At 60.5% G+C, this 20,682-nt stretch carries 18 protein-coding genes; 3 read left to right on the top strand and 15 right to left on the bottom strand.

The features are described from left to right. Positions 1–30: 30 nt before the first annotated feature. The 5 genes from ACP15P_RS05280 to ACP15P_RS05260 form a co-directional block, all read right to left on the bottom strand. Entirely contained in the window at positions 31–633 is a 603-nt protein-coding gene (locus ACP15P_RS05280) for a glutathione S-transferase family protein (protein WP_424927464.1), read from the bottom strand. Then, positions 633–1,655: a DNA polymerase III subunit delta gene (locus ACP15P_RS05275; RefSeq protein WP_424927463.1), complete on the bottom strand. Its 1,023-nt coding sequence runs from the start codon at positions 1,653–1,655 to the stop codon at positions 633–635. The genes ACP15P_RS05280 and ACP15P_RS05275 overlap by 1 nt, the downstream gene beginning before the upstream one ends. Then, positions 1,652–2,170, bottom strand: a complete 519-nt coding sequence (gene lptE, locus ACP15P_RS05270) for an LPS assembly lipoprotein LptE (protein WP_424927462.1) — start codon at positions 2,168–2,170, stop codon at positions 1,652–1,654. The genes ACP15P_RS05275 and lptE overlap by 4 nt, the downstream gene beginning before the upstream one ends. Next, a complete protein-coding gene (leuS, locus tag ACP15P_RS05265) occupies positions 2,157–4,730 on the bottom strand; it encodes a leucine--tRNA ligase (protein ID WP_424927461.1) in 2,574 nt (857 codons plus the stop codon). The genes lptE and leuS overlap by 14 nt, the downstream gene beginning before the upstream one ends. Positions 4,731–4,794: 64 nt before the next feature. Continuing rightward, on the bottom strand, positions 4,795–5,280 hold the full coding sequence (locus ACP15P_RS05260) for a DUF3576 domain-containing protein (protein ID WP_424927460.1): 486 nt from the start codon (positions 5,278–5,280) through the stop codon (positions 4,795–4,797). Positions 5,281–5,529: 249 nt separating this feature from the next. Here ACP15P_RS05260 and ACP15P_RS05255 point away from each other — a divergent pair, with 249 nt between their 5' ends. Next, positions 5,530–6,495, top strand: coding sequence for a porin (locus tag ACP15P_RS05255; protein ID WP_424927459.1), 966 nt, complete (start codon positions 5,530–5,532; stop codon positions 6,493–6,495). 142 nt (positions 6,496–6,637) lie between these two features. Continuing rightward, positions 6,638–7,297 carry a YggS family pyridoxal phosphate-dependent enzyme gene (locus tag ACP15P_RS05250; protein WP_424927458.1) on the top strand — a complete coding sequence of 220 codons (660 nt, stop codon included), beginning with the start codon at positions 6,638–6,640 and terminating at the stop codon, positions 7,295–7,297. On the opposite strand, the gene ACP15P_RS05245 is transcribed toward ACP15P_RS05250, so the two are convergent. The 6 genes from ACP15P_RS05245 to ACP15P_RS05220 all read right to left on the bottom strand — a co-directional run bounded on the left by ACP15P_RS05245 (position 7,298) and on the right by ACP15P_RS05220 (position 13,734). Continuing rightward, the gene (locus ACP15P_RS05245; protein WP_424927457.1) at positions 7,298–8,206 is read right to left on the bottom strand and encodes a DMT family transporter; all 909 of its coding nucleotides are present in this window, start codon (positions 8,204–8,206) and stop codon (positions 7,298–7,300) included. 31 nt (positions 8,207–8,237) lie between these two features. After that, positions 8,238–9,119 carry an NAD(P)-dependent oxidoreductase gene (locus tag ACP15P_RS05240; RefSeq protein ID WP_424927456.1) on the bottom strand — a complete coding sequence of 294 codons (882 nt, stop codon included), beginning with the start codon at positions 9,117–9,119 and terminating at the stop codon, positions 8,238–8,240. A gap of 64 nt (positions 9,120–9,183) precedes the next feature. Continuing rightward, positions 9,184–10,782 (bottom strand): TRAP transporter large permease, encoded by a 1,599-nt coding sequence (locus tag ACP15P_RS05235; RefSeq protein WP_424927455.1) that lies wholly within the window; start codon positions 10,780–10,782, stop codon positions 9,184–9,186. After that, a complete protein-coding gene (locus ACP15P_RS05230; protein WP_424927454.1) occupies positions 10,783–11,577 on the bottom strand; it encodes a TRAP transporter small permease subunit in 795 nt (264 codons plus the stop codon). A gap of 74 nt (positions 11,578–11,651) precedes the next feature. After that, the gene (locus ACP15P_RS05225) at positions 11,652–12,668 is read right to left on the bottom strand and encodes a TRAP transporter substrate-binding protein (protein ID WP_424927453.1); all 1,017 of its coding nucleotides are present in this window, start codon (positions 12,666–12,668) and stop codon (positions 11,652–11,654) included. Between the two features lie 274 nt (positions 12,669–12,942). Beyond that, positions 12,943–13,734: a ferredoxin--NADP reductase gene (locus ACP15P_RS05220; RefSeq protein WP_424927452.1), complete on the bottom strand. Its 792-nt coding sequence runs from the start codon at positions 13,732–13,734 to the stop codon at positions 12,943–12,945. 407 nt (positions 13,735–14,141) lie between these two features. Here ACP15P_RS05220 and ACP15P_RS05215 point away from each other — a divergent pair, with 407 nt between their 5' ends. Then, on the top strand, positions 14,142–15,971 hold the full coding sequence (locus tag ACP15P_RS05215; protein WP_424927451.1) for a DEAD/DEAH box helicase: 1,830 nt from the start codon (positions 14,142–14,144) through the stop codon (positions 15,969–15,971). 23 nt (positions 15,972–15,994) lie between these two features. Here the strand turns inward: ACP15P_RS05215 and ACP15P_RS05210 are convergent, their stop codons facing one another. The 4 genes from ACP15P_RS05210 to nuoN are packed head-to-tail and all read right to left on the bottom strand — an operon-like array spanning position 15,995 to position 20,676. Continuing rightward, positions 15,995–17,674, bottom strand: a complete 1,680-nt coding sequence (locus ACP15P_RS05210; protein WP_424927450.1) for a ribonuclease J — start codon at positions 17,672–17,674, stop codon at positions 15,995–15,997. 4 nt (positions 17,675–17,678) lie between these two features. Continuing rightward, positions 17,679–18,452 (bottom strand): type III pantothenate kinase, encoded by a 774-nt coding sequence (locus ACP15P_RS05205; RefSeq protein WP_424927449.1) that lies wholly within the window; start codon positions 18,450–18,452, stop codon positions 17,679–17,681. Then, positions 18,436–19,236, bottom strand: a complete 801-nt coding sequence (locus ACP15P_RS05200) for a biotin--[acetyl-CoA-carboxylase] ligase (protein WP_424927448.1) — start codon at positions 19,234–19,236, stop codon at positions 18,436–18,438. Before ACP15P_RS05200 ends, ACP15P_RS05205 begins: the two co-directional genes overlap by 17 nt. A gap of 3 nt (positions 19,237–19,239) precedes the next feature. After that, a complete protein-coding gene (gene nuoN, locus ACP15P_RS05195; RefSeq protein WP_424927447.1) occupies positions 19,240–20,676 on the bottom strand; it encodes an NADH-quinone oxidoreductase subunit NuoN in 1,437 nt (478 codons plus the stop codon). Between the last annotated feature and the right edge of the window lie 6 nt (positions 20,677–20,682).

The following is a 20,682-nucleotide window of genomic DNA, read 5'->3' as shown; positions in this document are numbered from 1 at the left end:
CCCGTGAGGGCGGTCGGGCGGATTGCGCGTCTAGACCGCCCGTTTCATGGCCCGTCGCAAGGCGGGCCGTGACCGGACCCGGGCGAGATAGTCGCCCACCGGTCCATCAGGCAGGTTGAAGCCCGCCGGAACTGCCCACCCGCCGCAGTGGCCAAGGATGATGTCCGGAATGGTAAAGCGGTCCCCCATGACAAATTCGCGGTCGCCAAGGCGGCGTTCGAGCGTCTTCATGGCGCGGTCGAACTCCCAGATTGCAAGGGGTTTGATCTCCGCCAGGCGCTTTTCCGGCGGGTAGACGAAGGCGTGTTTGGACCGGGTCCAGAGCGCACCATCGACCTCCTCCACCGCGAACTGCGTGAAACCGTCCTGACGCAGGCGTTCGCGCGTTCCCGCCGGGAAGGTCAGACTGCCATGGGTGTCGGCCAGATACTGGATGATCGCGACGGAATCAGTGAAAGGCTCGCCATCCATCAGGAAAACCGGCACCTTACCTTCGGGATTAAGCGCCCGGACCGCGTCGGAATGTGGCGGGTCGGGTGAGAAATCATAGTCGAGGCCAAGTTCCTCCAGCACCCACAAAACCCGCATGGCACGGGATTTGGGGTTTCCGATCACCTTGTATCCGTGGGTCATTACACGCGTTCCAGACTGGCGATTTTGACGAGAAGCCGTTCGACGAAGGCAAGGCCCGGCACCGGTTTGCCGGAGCGCAGGCGCAGTTCGGCCTCCATGATCATCGCAAGCGCATTTTCGACCCCGGCGGGTCCGAGGCGGCGGGCCTGGGCCGCCATGCGGGAGCGGGCCGGGCCGAACACCGGTGGGCGGGCACGGGCAAGAGCTCTGTCCGGACCTTCAGGATCAATTGCGGCCGCGTGGAGGGCGCGGAAATGGCGCGCGGCGGCGATGGTGATGCCTGTGGCGTTGGTCCCCTGCTCCGTCAGGCGGGCAAATTCGGAGGCGAGGCCATCACGTTTGCCGTCAGCGGCCAGGTGAATGAGCGTGTCCATCTCCGCCCCCTGGACCGCCGGGGCGCAGGCGGCTATGTCGCCGGGCATGAGATCGGTGCCATCGCCCAGTTTGTAGAGCCCGAGTTTTTCCATGAACTGGCTGAAGTCGCCCGGATCCAGAGACCGGGCGAGAATGTCGAGATCAGTCATCGCCTCGCGGGACACACCGGAGATGCCGGACTTCTCAAGCGATGCGGCTATTTCGGCCCGTCCCGGCGGGTCCTGGTAGATCGCAATGCAGTAGGCGCGTTTTTCGCCCTCGAAGAGTTTGCGCAGGCTACTGCGGGGGCCAAGCTGACCGGCGGTCAGAAGGATTTGCGCGTCGCCGGGCTGCCAGTCCGCGATGGCCGATTTGATGGCGGCTGTGACTCCGTCGCCCGCCTCCTCCACGAAGACGGCGCGGTCGCCGGGGAAGAAGCCGGTGGCCTTCATGGCGTCGTTCACGGATGCCGGATCGCGTCGGACATCCGCGCCTGAGAGACGGGTCAGCCGCATCTCATCGGCGGCGTTTTCACCGACCAGCGTGAGAAGCAGTTCGCGACGGCGCAGGGCCACACGCACGGCATCGGTGCCGTAGATCAGGATGGCGGCGGCGTTCCGGTCCGGTTTGGCGAAGAACTTCTGGGCATCCCGGGTGTTGAGTTTCATGTCGCCCAGTCCGGTGCGTTCAGTGCGAGGCGGCGTACCATCTGTTCAGCCAGGTTGCGGGTCACGCGCAGGTTGGCGTCGCGCTCCGCGGCGCGAATGGCGTAGGCCGATGAGGTTTCGGTTTCCGGTGCGCTGTAGCGGGAAATGGCGAAAACACTGTCCGTTAGAGCGGATGGCCCGCCTTCCAACGGAACAAGGCGGTAGTTGGCCTCGCCCTTCACCTCGTAACGGGTGGTGACATTTTCGGTTGTCAGGGCAACACCATCGGTTTCGACCCTGAGATCGACGACAAGCCGGTGTGTGGCGATGTCGGGCGGCCCGAGCAGTTCCACGAGACGTTCCCGCAGGGCGTATCCGCGCTCGGTGGGAATGAGGTCGACGTCAACCCGGCCGTAAATATGGCGGGCGGAGGCGCCGTCGCCATACATGGGCTCAAAGCCGCAGGCGGTCAGGGCCGCTGCGGGCGCTGCCCCGGCCAGAAGTTTCAAAATGGTCCGGCGGTCAGACAACCACATTCACGATTCGGCCAGGAACAACGATCAGTTTCCTCGGCTCCCCTCCATCCAGGGCTTTTACCACGACCGGATCCGCCAGAGCCAGCGCCTCAATGGCGGGTTTGTCGGCGGTGGCGGGCACGTCCATCTGGCCGCGACGCTTGCCGTTGATCTGTATCGGGAGGGTCACGGTATCGACGGTAAGGTATTTCTCCTCGGCCTCGGGCCACGGCGCGGTAACCACCAGGCCCTCACCGCCCATGGTTTTCCAGACCTCTTCGGCCAGATGCGGAACCATCGGCGCCATAAGCTGGGCCATCGTCTTCATGGCAAATCGGCGGGCGCCGGAGGCTCCTGGGGCACCGGCCTTGAGTTTGGCGATGGCGTTGGTGAACTCGTAAAGGCGCGCGACGGCCTTGTTGAAGGCAAAGCCCTCGATATCCCCGGTCACGTCCCGAATTGCGCGGTGGGTGGCGCGGATCAGGTCATTTGCTTCATCACCAGGGGCCGCGTCATCGGCATCCGATTCGGCGATTTCAGCAGCGATGCGCCAGACCCGTTGCAGGTGACGCCAGGCGGCCTCGGCTCCGGAGGCGGTCCATTCGACGTCACGTTCAGGCGGGCTGTCGGACATGACAAACCAGCGTGCGGTGTCGGCGCCGTAGAGGTCGATGATGTCTTCCGGGTCGACCACGTTCTTTTTGGATTTCGACATCTTGATGGACGGGCCGATTTCAACGGCGGAGCCATCGGACAGCGTTGCGCCGGCATCCGTGCGTTTTACGTCATCCGGGGAATGCCAGACGCGGCGGCCATTGGCATTGATCGTCGAATAGGTCTCGTGTGTGACCATGCCCTGGGTGAAGAGCGCATCGAAGGGTTCGATCGCCTTTTCAGGCAGATGCCCGGTGCGCTGCATGGCCCGGGCGAAGAAGCGGGAATAGAGCAGATGCAGAATCGCGTGCTCGACGCCACCGATATACTGGTCAACGTTCATCCAGTAGGCCGCGTCCTCCGCCACGGTGGGCGTGTCGGCCTTTGGGGCGGTGAATCGGGCGAAATACCAGGACGAGTCGACGAAGGTGTCCATCGTGTCGGTTTCGCGCAGGGCGTCGCCACCGCATTTGGGGCATTTGGTCTTCCGCCAGGTGTCATGGCGTTCCAGCGGGTTGCCGGGGCGGTCGAAGCTGACATCCTCAGGCAGACGCACGGGGAGATTCGCCTTGTCCTCCGGAACAAGACCGCAACTGTCGCAGTGAATGATCGGAATGGGACAACCCCAGTACCGCTGGCGGCTGATGCCCCAGTCGCGCAGCCGGTATTTGGTAACGCCCTCACCGATGCCTTTGGCCTCCGCCAGTGCGACGGCTTCGGCCACGGCCTCGTCGCCTGTCATCTCCTTTTCGCCGCTCAAACCACGGCTGTACCAGACCGACTGTGTCTTTTGGGGCACATAGGCCTCATTTGCCACATCAGGGGCGTCGGGGCTTTCGCGATAGACGTCAAGAACGGGCAGGCCATATTTGCGTGCGAAGTCGAGGTCGCGCTGGTCATGGGCCGGACAACCGAAGATGGCACCGGTGCCGTAATCCATCAGCACGAAGTTCGCGATATAGACCGGCAGTTCCCACGAAGGATCGAGCGGATGTTTGACCGTGACGGCGGTTTTCAGACCCCGCTTCTCGGCCTTTTCCAGCGCCTCCTCGGAAGTACCGATCCGGCGGCATTCGGCGTTGAATTCGGCGATCTCCGGGTCGCTTTCGAGCGCTTTGGCAAGCGGATGATCCGGCGAGATGGCAGCGAAAGATGCGCCCAGAAGGGTGTCCGGGCGGGTCGTGTACACTTCCAGCTCGCCGTGGCCCTCGGGGGCGCCAACGGTCTCAAAACGGAACTGGAGACCCTGGCTTTTGCCGATCCAGTTGCGCTGCATCAGGCGGACTTTTTCCGGCCAGGCCTCGAGCCCGTCAATGGCCTCGAGCAGCTCCTCGGCCATGTCGGAAATGGCAAAGAACCACTGGGTCAGTTCGCGCCGTTCCACAGGCTCGCCGGAGCGCCAGCCCTTGCCGTCGATGACCTGTTCATTGGCGAGAACGGTCATGTCCACCGGATCCCAGTTCACCACCGCGGCCTTGCGGTAGATGAGCCCGGCGTCGAGCATGTCGATGAACAGGGCCTGCTGCTGGGCGTAGTATTCGGGGTCGCAGGTGGCAAATTCGCGGGACCAGTCGATGGAGAAGCCCATGGGCTTCATCTGCTCGCGCATGGTCGCGATATTGTCGTAGGTCCATTTGCCAGGATGCAGTTTGTGCTCGATCGCGGCGTTCTCGGCCGGCATGCCGAAGGCGTCAAAACCCATGGGATGCAGCACGTTATAGCCACAACTCAGCTTGTAGCGGGCGATAACGTCGCCCATGGTATAATTGCGGGTATGGCCGATATGAATGCGTCCCGACGGGTACGGGAACATCTCCAGGACATAATATTTGGGGCGCGAAACATCCGTGCGCGCCTGGAACACTCCGGCCTCATCCCAGGCCTTCTGCCATTTTGGTTCAACCTCACTGGCGTTGTAGCGCGACATCGGGGTAACTCATCCTTAAAGCGTAACAGTTGCAGGCGGGGTCCGGTCGGGTCCGGAGCCGGAATCATCCGTCGATTTCGAAGTCCTCGATCCGGAGTTCTCTGGCGCGGGTCAGAATGGCGTCCTCAAGCTGACGGTTCTGCTCGTCGGAAACCGGCACGGCCCGTCCACCCTGGGAACGGAAGGCGGCAACCTTGAGGGAGCGGGCGTCAAGGGCCGGATCCGTGATCAGGATCGTGGCCTTGTAGGTACCCGCGCCGGAGACACTGCCCCATCCGGTCAGAATCAGACCGGAGAAGGGATCGGCGGTCTCGACGGGAAGGAAAGAGAGAACGTCAAGCGAGGCCTGCCAGAGATAGCGGTTGACCGCGACACCCTGTTCGGGCCCGTGCTGGTTCCGGAAGAGGTCGAAGAACGATTCCTCCTCATACTCGTTTTCACGATAGAAGCGTTCCTCGCGAAGTTCGTTCTGGTATTCCGCATCGCCATTGCACGCGGAAAGACCCCACGTCGCAAGCAGCAGCAGTATTATCGCCTGAAATCTGTTCACAAAACCGCCGCAGTCCCATCGTCAAAACCGAACCCATTCTGTAAAGTTTCGGGACAGGACGGGCAAGTGCAAAGCTGACGGGGTGTGGCGGGGTATAGTGTGGCAAAGCTGCATCAATAATACCAACAAACCTGAAGCCGTTCGCCATTTGCTTGACCCACCGAGCCCTCCTGAGTGAAAAGACCGCATCTGGTCCGGACAAAAACCGGGTTTGAGATAGGTTTCGAATTAAAAAAACGAGGAATAGCGATGAAGAAGGTTCTCTTCGCAACTACAGCCACCTCAGCACTGCTTTTTGCTGGTCTGGCTTCCGCCCAGGGCATCTCGCTCTTCGGTGACGCACGTCTGGGTATGACCTACAACGAAGACCGGGACGATGAGCTTCAGGCCACTTCCCGTGTTCGTTTCGGCGTAAACATGACCGGTGAGACCGACAGCGGCATCACCTTCGGCGCCAGCGTTCGTGCTGACAACGCCGTAGCCGGTGAAAACGGCCTTGCAGGCAGCACTTTCGTGTCCGGTTCGCTCGGCACCCTGACTTTCGGCGACACCTCCGGTGCCGACGAAAACTGGGTTGGCGACGTTCCAGGCAACCTCACCCTGACCGGTATCGGCGATGAGAACGAAACTCCGTTCATCTCCAACGCTGGTGGTTTTGAGGTAGCAGCAGGCGACGGCCTTGCATTTGCTCCGAACCCGCAGGCTCGTCCGACCGTTCGTTACGACTTCGACATCGCAGGCTTCGGTGTTTCGGTTTCGACCAACCGTCTGATGGATGACTACGGTGTAGGTGCTGGTTATGCCGGTTCCTTCGGCGGCGTCGACCTCAACGTAGGTGTTGGTTACTACGACTTCGACGGCTTCGACACCGGCGTTGGCGCAGACATCCAGGAAGTTGCAGACGGTGAGCAGGTTTCCGCAACCGTTGGCGCAGCATTCGGCAACTTCGCCCTCGGTGTTGTTTGGCAGAACGCTGACTCCGACGACGCAGAGTACGAAACCGTACACGTTGGTGGTACCGCCGGATTTGGCGCATTCACCGTTGGTGCATGGTACGTGAACGCCATCGAAAACCTCGACATCAACGAGGAAGACGACTCCATGGGTCTGTCCGCTGAGTACGACCTCGGTGGTGGCGCTTCGGTTAAAGGCGGCGTTGGCCAGAACTTCGCCGGCAGCACCATTGGTGACTTCGGTATCTCCATGTCCTTCTAATCCCCCCAGGGATTTGGATATGAAAGGCGGGCCTTGGGCCCGCCTTTTTTTATGCGCGAAGCGGCCGGTTGTCCGCGCGGCGCGCTTTTCCCCGCCCGTCTGCTGATGTATGCCCTGCCCTGTTCAGAACGGGGAGACTTTCATGGCACTGGATGACATCAGAACACGTATCCGCTCGGCCGCGACCGCTGCGGGACGCAACCCGGATGACATTACCCTGATCGCAATTTCCAAGGTGCAACCGCTGGAGCGGGTTGAGGCCGTGCTGGAGGCTGGACACCGGATTTTTGGGGAGAACAGGGTTCAGGAAGCCGGAGAAAAATGGCCCGACTTCCGCGAAAGGTTCGACGGTGTGGATCTGCATCTGGTTGGGCCGCTGCAATCCAATAAACTGAACCGGGCGCTGGATCTGTTTGATGCGATCCACTCCCTGGACCGGGACAGCCTCGCGAAGAAACTGGCCAACGCGGTTCAGTCCCGTGGCGGCTGTCCGAAGCTGTTTGTGCAGGTCAATGTGGGTCGCGAGCCGCAGAAGGCCGGGGTGGATCCGGATGGGCTTGAAGGGTTTCTGAAAAACTGTCGCGATACGCTGGATCTGCCCATTTCAGGGTTGATGACCATTCCGCCTGCGGATGATGAGCCGGAAAAATGGTTCGGTATGCTGAAGCAAATGGCGGCGGATCAGGGACTTACGGAGCTTTCCATGGGGATGTCCGGGGACTTTGAAACCGCGATTGCCCACGGCGCGACCCATGTAAGGATCGGGTCGGCCATATTCGGGGAGCGCACGACCGCTGGTTGATCAGCGCAGGCGGCCGTGGCGGGCGAGGTAGAGTTCCCGTGCCCAGATGGCGATGCCCGCCGCCGCGACAATCGTGGCCCCGATGACAACCCAAATGTCGGGAAGATCGCCGAACAACAGGAAACTCCAGATCGCGATGTAGATCATGAAGGAGTAGCTGAACGGCACCAGCTTGTTTGCCGGTGCAAAGCGATAGGCGCGGGTCAGAAGCTCATGGCCGATCCAGCCGAAAATCCCGAGGCAGATGAACACAATCCATTCCAGTCCCGTCTTGGGCAACACCCATGTACCCAGGGCCAGTGGCAGCATTGCAACAGTGCCGACGACACCGGAATAGAACTGCATCAGGTCGGAACTTACCCGCTCTGACAGCATGCGTGTCAGGATGGAATAGACCGCGAAACAGGTGGCGGCCCCAAGGGACAGGAACGCCGCCCAGTGGAATTCGGCACCGAACGGGCGGATCGCAACCAGTATTCCGGCAAACCCCGCCAGGATGGCGAGGGTCCGGAACTGCCCTACCCTCTCGCCCAGCATTGGCCAGGAGAGTACGCACACCAGGACCGGCGCGAGGAACAGGATTGTCGAGGTCAGGGTTATGGGCAGGTACTGAATCGCGATGAAGTTCAGCACGGTCGACAGCGCCAGCATGATGCTGCGCAGAATGACGAGGCCCATGCTGCCGGAGCGGAGTTCACTCCACTGGAAGCCACGGTGAAACACCAGCGAGGATGAGATCACCAGATGGCCGAAGTAGCGCATGAAGGCCAGCTGCAACGGGGGCAGACCGGCCATCACGAGCCATTTCACACCGGTATCGATCCACGAAAAGAAGAAAAACGCCGCCAGCATAAGGCCCATGCCGAGCAGTGGCCGTTCCTCATTGTGCAGAACCGCGCTGCGCCTCACGTCCGTGACCGGTGCAAATCAGTCGGTGGAATCATTTCCTGGCTTTCAGGAAATCAATCAGCTGCGGAACCATGATGTCGCCATGCCCCTGATCGGTGGCCGAACCAAGGAGTTTGCGCGGGCCTTCGGAGACCAGGGATTCGAAGCCGAGATCACCGGTCATGCGTGCGTAATAGCCCACATCCTTGTTCGCATTGCGCACGGCAAAGGCGAGTTGGTTGGGATCACCGTCGACGCAGTAGGCCTTGACGAAATCCATCATTCCGGAATGCAGCGGACCCGCGGACACCACGTCATAAAGCTGCTGACGCGGGATACCGGCGGCATCGGCGACGGCGAAGGCCTCGGACATGGCGGTGGCGGTGGTCATGGCGAAGAAGTTGTTGATCAGTTTGATCGTGTGACCGGAGCCAAGCGGGCCGAGGTGGAAGACGTTTTCGCCCAGATCGTCGAGCACCGGTTTGACCCGGTCGAAGGTGTCCCTGTCACCGGCGCCCATAATGTTGAGCTTGCCTTCGCGGCCATGGGATGGCGTGCGTCCGAGCGGCGCGTCGAGCATGACCGCCTGTTTCTCCGCAACCATTGCGCCAAGTTTCTTTGTGGATTCCGGCAGGGAGGTGCCAAAGTCAATCACGACGGCATCCGGGTTCAGACCCGCGATTACACCATCATCGCCGAGCATACGGGCTTCGACCTCGTCCGAGGTGCCGACGCAGAGCATGACGATGTCGCTCGCCGCGGCCAGTTCGCGGGCGTTGGCCGCCTCAACGGCGCCGCGTTCGACAGCCGCGTCAATGTTAGGACGCGAGACATTGCCCAGAACCGTGAGGGAATAACCGCAATCCTGCAGCCGACCGACCATTGCACTCCCCATGAGGCCAAGGCCAATAAATCCAATGCGGGGTTTGCTCATAGAAAAACTCCAGTCTGAGTGACAATTACAGGGTGATGTGGATGTGGCCGGGGCCGGTCAGGCCCTAGCGGAAGAACATCGTGATTTCCGGGAAAAACAGCACGAGTGTCAACACCAGCAGCTGAATTCCGATGAAAGGCAGGAATCCGCGGAAGATGTCCGGAAGGGTGATGTGCGGCGGAGCGACCGATTTGAGGTAAAATGCCGCGGGGCCAAATGGTGGCGACAGGAACGACACCTGCATGTTCACGCAGAACAGGATACCGAACCAGACGGCAACATGGCTGGTTGTATCCACCATGGGACCGAACAGGCCGATTTCCTCAACAGGCAGTTGGAGCACGATGGGCAGGAAAACGGGCATGACCAGCAGAACGATGCCGACCCAATCCATGAACGCCCCCATGAACAGGAAAATCAGCATCATCACGAGCAGAATGCCGGTGGTTGGCAGGTCCGCTCCGGTGATCATGTTGGCGACATAAACGGGGCCGCCGGCGATTGTGTAGGCGCCGGCCAGGGCGGTTGCGCCGATGGTCACCCAGATGATGGTGCCAGTGGATTTCAGGGTGCGCATCAGGCTGTCCCAAACCAGTTCGAAACTGGCTTCGCCGCGCAGAACCGAGAGGATGAACACGGCGATCACGCCCATGCCTGCAGCCTCGGTGATGCCGGTTATGCCACCATAAATGGAGCCGAGAACAACGCCGATGACGACAATGGGGGCGACAAGCCCCTTGCCCATGGACCAGGCGAGCTTGGCGCGATCAATCCCGGCGAACAGAATGAGGGCTACGCCGGCGGCCACCATGCCACCAAACCAGGGCAGGTAGTCCACGGTGCCGTAGGCGATTGGGTCGACGCCCTCAACGAAGGCATTCTGGCCGGTGACGGTGAAGAAGAGCGCGCGCAGGAACAGGATACCCGCGCCCATCACCAGAAGAACCGCGAGGAAGGAGCCGAACAGAATGGTCTTTTCGCGCGGTTCGGGATCGTTCGGGTCGGGTTCCGGCAGGGGTGCCACGTCCGGGTTCATCTGGGTCCGGATGATGATGTAGATGATGATAAAGGACGCGAGTATGAAACCGGGAACGAAAGCGCCGGTGAACAGGGCCTTGATCGAGGTTTCGGTGATAAGCCCGTAGATGATCAGAACGATGGATGGCGGGATCATCGTGCCAAGGGAGCCGGAGGCGCAGATCGTGCCGATGGCGAGGTTCTGGTTGTATCCGAGACGCAGCATTTGCGGCAGGGCGATCAGGCCAAGCAGGACGACCTCGCCGCCAATGATTCCGGACATCGCGGCCATGATGACGGCCATGATCGATGTCACGATGGCGATGCCACCGCGCGTGCGGCTGAGCCAGACATTCAGGGAGGAATACATGTCGCGGGCGATGCCCGAGCGTTCCAGTAGCGCGGCCATGAATATGAATAACGGTATGGATATCAGCACGTAATCCGTCAGGAGCCCGTATATTCGCTGGGCCAGAATGTTTAGCGGACCGGTACCGAAGCCGCGGAAGAGGACATCGGGGCCGAATTTAAGGACGAGGACGCCAACAGCGAGGATGGCGGAGGCAAAACCAAGCGGCATCCCGATGGCGAGGAACACCAGCATGGCGACCAGCAGGAGGAGGGAAAGCGTTCCGATATCAACCATTTAGTCGTCTTTCCCGAGAGATTTTTTCAACGCCGCAATTTCCTCGGCGTCGATTTCATCAGCCGCTGTATGGTGCTCCGGCTCGCGGTTCCAGTCGGCAATGAGGTTTGAGATCGCCTGGAGGGCCACCACGGCCACAATGATCAGGATCATCGGCTTGAGGGTGGCGGGGATGGGCGGATCGAAGGCCGTACCGAAGGTTTCCCAACGCAGGAGTTTGGCTATCGCCTCACCGGTTCCGCCGTAGATCAGGGCCAGGGCGAAGAGGACGATCATCAGTGTAGAGATAATGTCGCAAACCCTCTGCAGCCAGCGGGGCAGCATGTCATAGATGATGAAGATGCGGATGTGGCTGCGCTGCTGCATGGCGTAGAGACCGGAAAGCAGAAACACGAAACTGGCCATCCAGAGGGATAGCTCATTGGCCCAGAGCGTGGGTTCCTCAAAACCGTAGCGCACGACGACTTCGTAGAACATGACGCAGACGAGACCCGCGACGAGCGCCATGGTGACGCGTCCGAGGAAGACGGAAACACGGTCGATGCCGCGCACTTCGGGGAACTCCATCGGGGAAATTCCGACGGTGAAGAGGCCCCAGATGAAGAACGCCACGACGCCGGCTAGCGACAGGAGGTCGACCAGGCCCGCGGGTTCATTGTTGGCGATGATCGCCTCACTGGCGAAGCCGAATGTGATGAGATAGGCGGGGCCGTTCCAGATGGACCAGGCCGCACACAGTGTGAATGCCAGCGGCACGAGCCATTCCAGCAATCCAGTCTTTTTGGCCACCGACACGGGCCCCTCCCCTGGAAAATAGGGTCAGGCAGGCATTGTTCCGCCTGCCTGACCCGCGTTTTTGAATACCGGGTTTATTCGGCTACGAGGCCGAGCGTCGCGAGGTATTCCATGTGGCTGTCCACGATTGCGCGGGCTTCCGGCGTTTTGTCGGCCCAGCCCTGCCAGGCTTTCTGAGCGGCGGTACGGAAGGCGGCGCGGTCCTCTGCAGACCAGTCGTAGATGGTCACGCCGTCAGCGGCGAGCTGTGCCGCGGCCTCGGCATTGGCTTTCTCGAAGGTCAAAGCCGTTTGCAGAGCCAGCTTCTGCATGGCGGTGTCCATGATACGGCGGTGATGCTCCGGCATTCCGTCCCAGACAGCCTTGTTACAGGCGAGGTGGTCGGACGGCATGGAGTGGAAGCCCGGATAGTTCGCGTGCTTCACGATGTCATAGAGGCCGAGTCCCACGTTGTTCGCGATACCCGATGCATCCGCACCGTCGATGATGCCGGTCTCAAGCGCCGTAAAGATTTCGGTGAAGTCCATCACGATGGGTTTGGCGCCCAGTTCGGCAAAAATTTCGGTTTCAAGTCCCGGAGGGGACCGGAATTTCCAGTCCTTGAGATCGTCGGGGCCTGCGATGGGTTTGGAGGATGCCAGCGATTCCTGACCGTAGATCCACCAGCCCACGAGCTGCATGTCGAAGGCGTTGTAGAGCGACTGCGCCGCGTCGTAACCACCACCGTGATAGAGCCAGGAGAGCTGCTGATACGGCGTGTCATAGCCGCCCATAATGTCGCCCACGAACTGGAAGGCGGGGTTTTTACCGGTCTGGTAGGCACCGCCGGTCATGTCGCAATCAAGGATCCCGGTTGCCGCGGCGTCGAATGCCTCAACGGTTTTCACAACGGAAGACGCGTAGAACATTTCGATGGTGATTTCGCCGTTCGACATGACCTGCACGTCGTCGACGAACTGCGAGGCGAGTTCGCCGGATACCGATTCCGGGGTATAGTGGGTCTGGATGCGCAGATGTGTGGACTGCGCAGACGCCATACCGACGGACAGCGCGCACAGGGATACAGCAGCGATTGCTGACACAAATTTCATGGATCGTCCTCCCATTGGACTTTTCGTTTTCATTACCTGGCCTTCCGGCCTTTTGCAGTCTCTGGCGTGGTTGTGCCCGGAGCGTCGCGCCCGGTTGGTATGCTTCAGCAAGGAACCGCAACGGAAGCCGGAGACTAGCGGCTGATATTTCACCTATCAAGTATAAACGAAAACAATCGCAAACGGGATGTCCGGACCCGGGAGTAACGACGCGCAAAAAGAAACCGCCCGTAGGACACGGGCGGTTTGGCAGTTTTTTTATGTTAGAGAGGTGTCAGTCCACGAAGGCTTTTTCGATGACGAAGTGGCCCGGCTCGGAGTTGGAGCCTTCAACGAAACCACGCTCCTCGCAGATTTCCTTGTGGTCCTTGAGCATGGCCATTGAACCGCAGATCATCACGCGGTCGCTTTCGGGATTGAGGTCTCCCCCCACCGCGCCGGCCAGACGGCCGTCACGAATCCAGTCCGTCATGCGACCCATCTGCCCGCTGTCCTCACGGGTGGTCGTGGCGATGTGGGTTAGTTTGTCGCCGACGATTTCCGGAAGGAACTCATGGGTTTTGATGCTCTCGATCAGGTGCTTGCCGTAATCAAGCTCCTTCACGTCGCGACAGGTTTGGGTCAGGATAACCTGGTCGAACTTCTCATAGGTTTCCGGGTCGCGGATCACACTGGCGAAGGGCGCGATGCCGGTACCGGTGGAGAAAAGGAACAGACGTTTGCCGGGCAGAAGCGCGTCGTGAACAAGGGTTCCGACCGGCTTGGGGCGCATAACGATCTCGTCGCCCTCTTTAAGGTGCTGAAGGCGGGAGGTGAGTGGACCGTCCTCTACCTTGATCGAGTAGAACTCAAGTTCATCGTCCCAGGACGGGGATGCAATGGAATAGGCCCGCAGGAGCGGCTTGCCATCAACGATAAGGCCGATCATGGCGAATTCGCCCGAGCGGAAGCGGAAGCCCTGGGGCCTCTCGCAGTCGAAGGAAAATGTACGGTCCGTCCAGTGACGGATGTTGCTCACCTTGAGCAGGGCGACACCACGCAGGGCCTTGTCGACAATCTGGTTCATGTCTTGCGTCTCCAGGATATTTCGGCCCCCTTACACCGGTCGACCGCCACGGGAAAGGCCCCGGCGGAACGCTGCCACGCAGCGCAACGGAAAACCATCATCACGGTTTTCATAGCAAACGAATTTCATTCCGAAAATCACCAAATCGATCCTGGTTTTCCCAAAAACATCGTTGGCCCAGGGAATTCATCCCTTTTTTTGGCCTGTTCCCGCATTACGGGGAATGTCGTTCCGAAGATACATCTGACAGTTGCAGTGCAGCGTCACCATTTACCGCAGTGGTGTATCGAATTTGACCTGTTGTCCATATTGGTCTATAGGCGGCTGCACATAGCAGAGTTCCAATACGGGAGCTCGGGCCGCGAGGACAAATGCGGCCAAACAACCGCAACAACCTTGCAGGCCATATGACAAGTTTTTCCGATCTCTCGCTCGATACGCGGGTCCTTCAGGCGGTTACTGAATCAGGTTACGATCAGCCCACTCCGATTCAGCAGCAGGCCATTCCGCATGCACTCGCAGGCGAGGATGTGCTGGGCATTGCCCAGACCGGTACAGGCAAGACGGCCTCGTTCGTGCTTCCCATGCTCACGCATCTCTCCAAGGGCCGCGCCCGTGCGCGCATGCCACGGAGCCTCGTTCTTGCACCGACCCGCGAGCTGGCCGCACAGGTTGGGGAGCAGTTCGAGAAGTATTCGGCGCATCTAAAACTCACGATGGCGCTGCTGATCGGTGGGGTCAGCTTCAAGGATCAGGACAAGCTGATCGACCGGGGTGTGGACGTGCTGATCGCGACGCCGGGCCGCCTTCTCGACCATTTTGAGCGCGGCAAGCTGATGCTGACCGGTGTTCAGATCATGGTGGTCGATGAGGCCGACCGGATGCTGGACATGGGTTTCATTCCGGACATCGAGCGGATTTTCAAACTCGTGCCGTTTACACGGCAGACACTGTTTTTCTCGGCCACAATGGCGCCGGAGATTACGCGGATCACCGAGGAATTCCTCCACAATCCGAAGCGGGTTGAGGTGGCACGCCAGGCGACTACGTCCGAGACGATCACCCAGGCGGTCTGCAAGCACAAACCCTCGCGCAAGGACCGGGCGGATTCAGAGAAGCGCGCGGTTTTGCGGGAATTGATCCAGGCTGAGGGCGACGCGCTCACCAATGGCATCGTGTTCTGTAACCGCAAGCGGGACGTGGATATTGTTGCGAAATCCCTGAAGAAACACGGATTTGACGCGGCGGCGCTGCATGGTGATCTTGAACAGAAGCTGCGCATGCAGATCCTCGGCCGGTTCCGCGATGGCGAACTGAAGCTTCTGATCGCATCGGATGTGGCTGCCCGCGGTCTCGATATCCCGAGTGTGAGCCACGTCTTCAACTATGACGTTCCGATCCACTCCGAGGACTATGTCCACCGGATCGGCCGCACGGGTCGTGCGGGACGTGATGGCAAGGCGGTGACGCTGTGCCTGCCGTTTGAGGAAAAGCACCTGGAAAAGATTGAGCAACTCGTTGGCGCGAGTATTCCGGTCATTCCAAGCCCGGTTGACCGTTCGGCGCGCAAATCGAGCGCCGGGTCGGATCAGGAAGAAACCCAGAGTGGACGTGGTCGGCGTGGTTCGTCACGGCGGAAATCCGGTGAGGAAACCGAGGCGGCCTCGCAGGACGAGGCAGCGAAATCCTCCGGCAGCAATCAGGAAAGCCGCCGTGAAGGCTCGTCGCGTCGCGGTGGACGCAATAATGGCGGACGCCGCAACAACGGCAATGGGGGCAACGGCCCGGTAGTTGTCGGAATGGGCGATCACGTACCCGCGTTTTTGCTGCGCGAAATCCGCTTTGAGAAAAGTGATGCGCCAGCCACGGACGAGCCGTCCCAGGAGCAGGAGGCTACGCCGGCCACAGACAGCCAGGATGAGGCTGCCGTAAAGCCCGCAGAGAATTCCGGGACCGATGCGGCGACGGATTCGGAAGCACAGGCATCCGATACCTCGTCGACGGAAACGGAAAAGCCGAAGCGTAAACCGCGAAAGCCGCGCAAAACGTCGAGCCGCAGCAAAAAGTCGGCCAAGGACGAGGACACAGGGGACGGCGCTGAGACACCAGTTTCGGGTGACTCCGGTCCAGCGAATACGGGTGCTGACGAAGAGAAGAAGTCGGACAGCCCTGCCCCGTCAAATGATACCGGCTCGGAGCCGGGCTCGTCGTCGCAGGAAGTGTCACCGGAGGCCTGAGCCTCCGGTTTTACCGAAAAGCTTTAATCGGCCAGGCGGCTGATCATAATGCTGCAAATCGGCTTTTTGCCCATGGCATTGTTGCAGGTTCTGGTGCAGGTGCGCCGGATGAGATCCTCAAGCGCGTCGTCATCATTCAAAACCTTGCGGTCGGCCCGGTTCATGACGTCTCCGAGTTCATCCTCGATCTCGCCCGCCAGTCCGTTGGGCATGGCAGTCATTTCCGGCAGGCCCTGAAGCTCGACCCAGGCATCGCCAAGTGGCCTGCCCTTCTCGTCGATAATCACACTGACCGAGACATGACCGCGCAGCGCGATGCGGATGCGCTCCAGGATGACACCGTCCATGGCACCGATCAGTTCGGTGCCGTCAAGGTAGAGACGTCCGGTTTCGATGTTGTCGACGATCTCCGGCGTATCACCGGTGAGGTCCACCACCGTGCCGTTGGGCGCGATGACCGATTTCATGCCCTTTTCCTCACCGAGCGCGGCATGGGTGGACAGATGCCGGTGCTCACCATGCATTGGGATCAGGATGTCGGCATTGATCAACTCATGCATGCGGGCGAGGTCCGGGCGGTTGGGGTGGCCGGAGACATGGTAGATCTCGGCGCTGTCGTCGATGATGTTGACGCCCTTCTCGCTCAGCCGGTTCAGGATGCGCGCGACGCTGACCTCATTGCCCGGAATGGTCTTGGACGAGAACAGGAAGGTGTCGTCCTTTTTGAGCTCGAACCCGAGGTATTTGCCTTCCGAGAGTTGGGCGCTCGCGGCGCGCCTTTCGCCCTGGCTGCCCGTAGCCAGAAGCATGAGGTTGCGGCGCGGGATGTCCTGGGCGTCGGTTGCGTCCACGGTTGGCGGGAAGCCGTCGAGGACCTCCGTGGCCCGTGCGGTGGACAGCATGTGGTTCATGGCCCGGCCAAGAACGACGATCTCCCGACCCGCTGCCTTGCCCGCAAGGGCAAGCGTCTTCAGCCGCGCGACGTTTGAGGCGAATGTCGTCGCCACCACCATGCCTGAGGCATTTGAAATGAGTTCCGATATGGGCTTTTCCAGGGTGGCCTCGGACCGGCCCGGATGAGTGGAGAAGACGTTTGTTGAATCGCAGACGAGGACCTTGACGCCCTCGCGGCCGATTTCGCCAAAGAGGTCCGGATCGAACGGTTCACCGACCACCGGTGTCGGGTCGACCTTAAAATCCCCGGTGTGCAGGATGCGGCCCGCCGGTGTGTCGATCACCAGACTCGAGGATTCCGGGATGGAATGGGAGACGGGAACGAAGCCCACCTCGAAGGGTCCAACCTTGACCTTTTTGGGCCAGGGATGGGTTTCAATGACCTTGGTCGTGTCGAGGCCCGCGCGCTCCATTTTGCCCTGCGCGAGAGCGGTGGTGAAACGTCGGGCATATACCGGCACGTGCAGGCGCGGCCACAGGAGGCCGAGCGCTCCGACATGGTCCTCATGTCCGTGCGTGATGAATATCGCATCGAGCCTGTCGGCCCGTGCCTGTATCCAGGATATGTCGGCCATGATCAGGTCGACGCCAGGCGAGCTTTCCATGTTGCCGAAGGTCACGCCCACATCCACCAGGATAAAGCGCTCCTTCCCTTCCGGCCCGTAGCCGTAAAGGTACATGTTCATGCCGATTTCCCCGGCGCCGCCGAGCGGCGCGTAAATCAGTCTGGCATTTTTGTTCTTTGCCATGTGTTCAGTTCTTGTCCGTATTTATTCGATTTATGAGAACGAGCCCGTGGATCGTCAGATCGGTGTCCACGGTCTCGAGAATGTCAGTGCCCTGGGCGAAGAGGGTCGAGAGCCCTCCGGTACCTACAACCTTCATCGGCACGCCACGTTCCGCGCGGATACGGTTACAGATGCCCTCAATCAGGCCAATATAACCCCAGTACACGCCGGACTGCATACAGGCCACGGTATTCGTGCCAATCACGTTTTCCGGCCGTGTCACGTCAATATGAGGTAGTGCGGCGGCGGCGTCATGCAATGCCCGCAGGGACAGATTGACACCTGGCGAGATCACACCACCGACATAGGCGCCGTCCTCCGCCACCACATCGAACGTGGTGGCCGTCCCGAAATCCACGATGATCAGGTTTCCGCCGTAACGGTCATGGGCGCCCACCGTGTTGACGAGGCGATCGGCGCCTACATGGGTTGTGGGGTCCACCCGCACCGGCACGCCCAGTTTGACTTCCGGTTTGCCCACAACAAGTGGCCGGGTGTTAAAGTATCTGTCCGAGAGGACGCGCAGATTGAAGACCACCTGCGGCACCACAGAAGAGATCACCACATCGGTGATACGCGGTTGCAGATCGGTAAATTCCATAAGCTTTTGCAGCCACACGAAGTACTCGTCGGCGGTTCTCTGGCCGGAGGTGCTGCACCGCCATTCGGCGATGGATCTTTCGCCATCGTGAAGCGCGAATACGGTATTGGTGTTTCCAACATCAATTGCCAGCAGCATCCAACCCCTCCATTTCCCGGTTCTCCGCCTCAAATTCCAGTTCCGCAGCCGGCAGGCTGACCGGTCCGTCGTCTGTTTCGACCACGATAAAACCACGCCCGTCGATGCCGGAGAATATGCCCCTCACCTCGCGATTGGTCATGCGCGCCACAACCGGCTTGCCGAGTCCGGACGCGCGTTCGAGCCAGATTTTGCGCAGCGGCTCGAACCCCTCCGCCACCAGGCGGTACTCCCATGCCTCAACCGCACGGCCCAGGAGGTCCAGCAGCGCTTCTGGCGGATGGGTCATGCCGTCCACCTCAGCAAGGCAGGTGGGCGGTAGAGCGTGTGTTTCGAGCCCCGATGGATCAGGTGCGGCGGCGAGGTTCACGCCAATGCCCAGGATCAGAACCTGGGGTATTCCGGCCTGCCCGCCCTGTAACTCCAACAGAATACCCGCGAGTTTTCGGCCATCGAGCAGCACGTCATTCGGCCATTTCAGGGAGAAACGTTCAGGATGACCAGTCAGGAGATGGAAAGCGTCGTAAAGCGCGAGTGCCGCCACAAAGGACCGTTGTGCGGCGGCCTCCGGTCCTCCCACCACGGGACGAATAAGGGATGCGGCGAAGTTGCCCTCGGGGGCAACCCAGGCGCGCCCGCGTCTGCCGCGGGCGGCTGTTTGGGTCTTTGCCATGATCCAAAGCGGTCCGGTCTCCCCGGCCCGCGCGCGGCGGGCGCATTCCAGACTGGTGCTGTCGAGTTCATCGTGGACCTCTACCCTGATCCGGGAGGGACAGGGGGTCATGAACTACTGGACAAGAGTAGCGGCAGCGAGTGCGGCCACATCGTCGATACCGAAGAGGTTGAAGACACCGATCACCATGGCCAGCGACGAGACCGCCAGAAGGGCTCCGTGTACCATCGGCATTTTGCCATCGAGAGGCTCGACCGCGGTGCCGAAATACATCAGCCGCACGATGCGCAGGTAATAGAACGCGCTGATAACACTGGCGATCACGGCGAGTACCGCGAGCCAGACGAGGCCCGCATTCACGGCGGCCTGAAGGACAAAGAACTTGCCGAAGAAGCCAACGAGCGGCGGAACACCGGCGAGGCTGAACATCAGCGCCGCAAGCGCCGCGGCCCGTGCGGGGTGGACCGAACTGTACTGACCGAGCGACGAGATGTCCGTCACCGGTTTGCCGTCACGCTCCATGTTCAGGATAAAAGCGAAGACACCGATATTGGTCGTGACGTAAATCGCCAGATAGATCAGCAGGGAGCGGGCGCCCTCCTCCGTACCGGCGGCGAGGCCGGTCAGGGCAAAACCCATATGGCCGATGGAGGAGTAGGCCATCAGGCGTTTGATGTTGGTCTGACCGATAGCCGCGACCGCGCCCACAAACATCGAGGCGACAGCGAGCAGTGCGAGGATCTGCTGCCAGTCGGAAACGACACTGCCAAAGATGTCGAACATCACCCGTGCGAGCATTGCAGCCGCCGCGACCTTTGGAGCCGTTGCAAAGAACGCGGTGACGGGCGTGGGCGAGCCCTCGTAGACGTCCGGGGTCCACATGTGGAACGGAGCGGCGGAGACCTTGAAGGCCATACCGGCTGCGAGGAAGACCAGACCGAAAATCAGGCCAAGTGACAGTTGGTCATCACCGATGACTGCGGAGATGCCTGCAAAGTCCGTGGTGCCGGAGAAGCCGTAGGTCAGGCTCGCACCATAGAGGAGAAGACCGGAGGACAGAGCGCCCAGGACGAAATACTTCAGGCCGGCCTCGGTGGATTTAAGGCTGTCCCGGCGGAAGGACGCGACCACATAGAGGGCCAGCGACTGCAGTTCAAGGCCGAGGTAGAGCACGATCAGGTCGGACGCGGAGACCATGATCATCATCCCGACAACCGACAGGACGATCAGGATCGGGTATTCGTATTTCAAAAGATTGTTGCGCTCCAAAAACTCGACGCTCAGGGCAAGCGTGGCGGCGGAGCCGAACAGGATCAGGACTTTGGAGAAGCGCGCGAAGCCGTCGCTGACAAAAGAGCCGTGAAACGCGTATTGCGCTTCGCCGGACTGGAAACCGACCCAGAGGCCGACGACGACCAGCAGGCCGCAGGATGCCCATAGCACCTGGCGGCTGATGTCGCGGGGGCTGTAGGCGCCGGCCATGAGTGCGGCGGCCGCAAAAAGCACCAGAAGAAGTTCGGGAGCGATTATTGACAGGTCTTGTCCAAGCATTGCGGT

This window comes from Amaricoccus tamworthensis, from assembly GCF_049800875.1.
In the GTDB taxonomy this organism is placed as follows: Bacteria; Pseudomonadota; Alphaproteobacteria; order Rhodobacterales; family Rhodobacteraceae; genus Amaricoccus; species Amaricoccus tamworthensis.
Note: the sequence above shows the minus strand (reverse complement) of the source record. Positions and strands in the feature narration are given on the sequence as shown.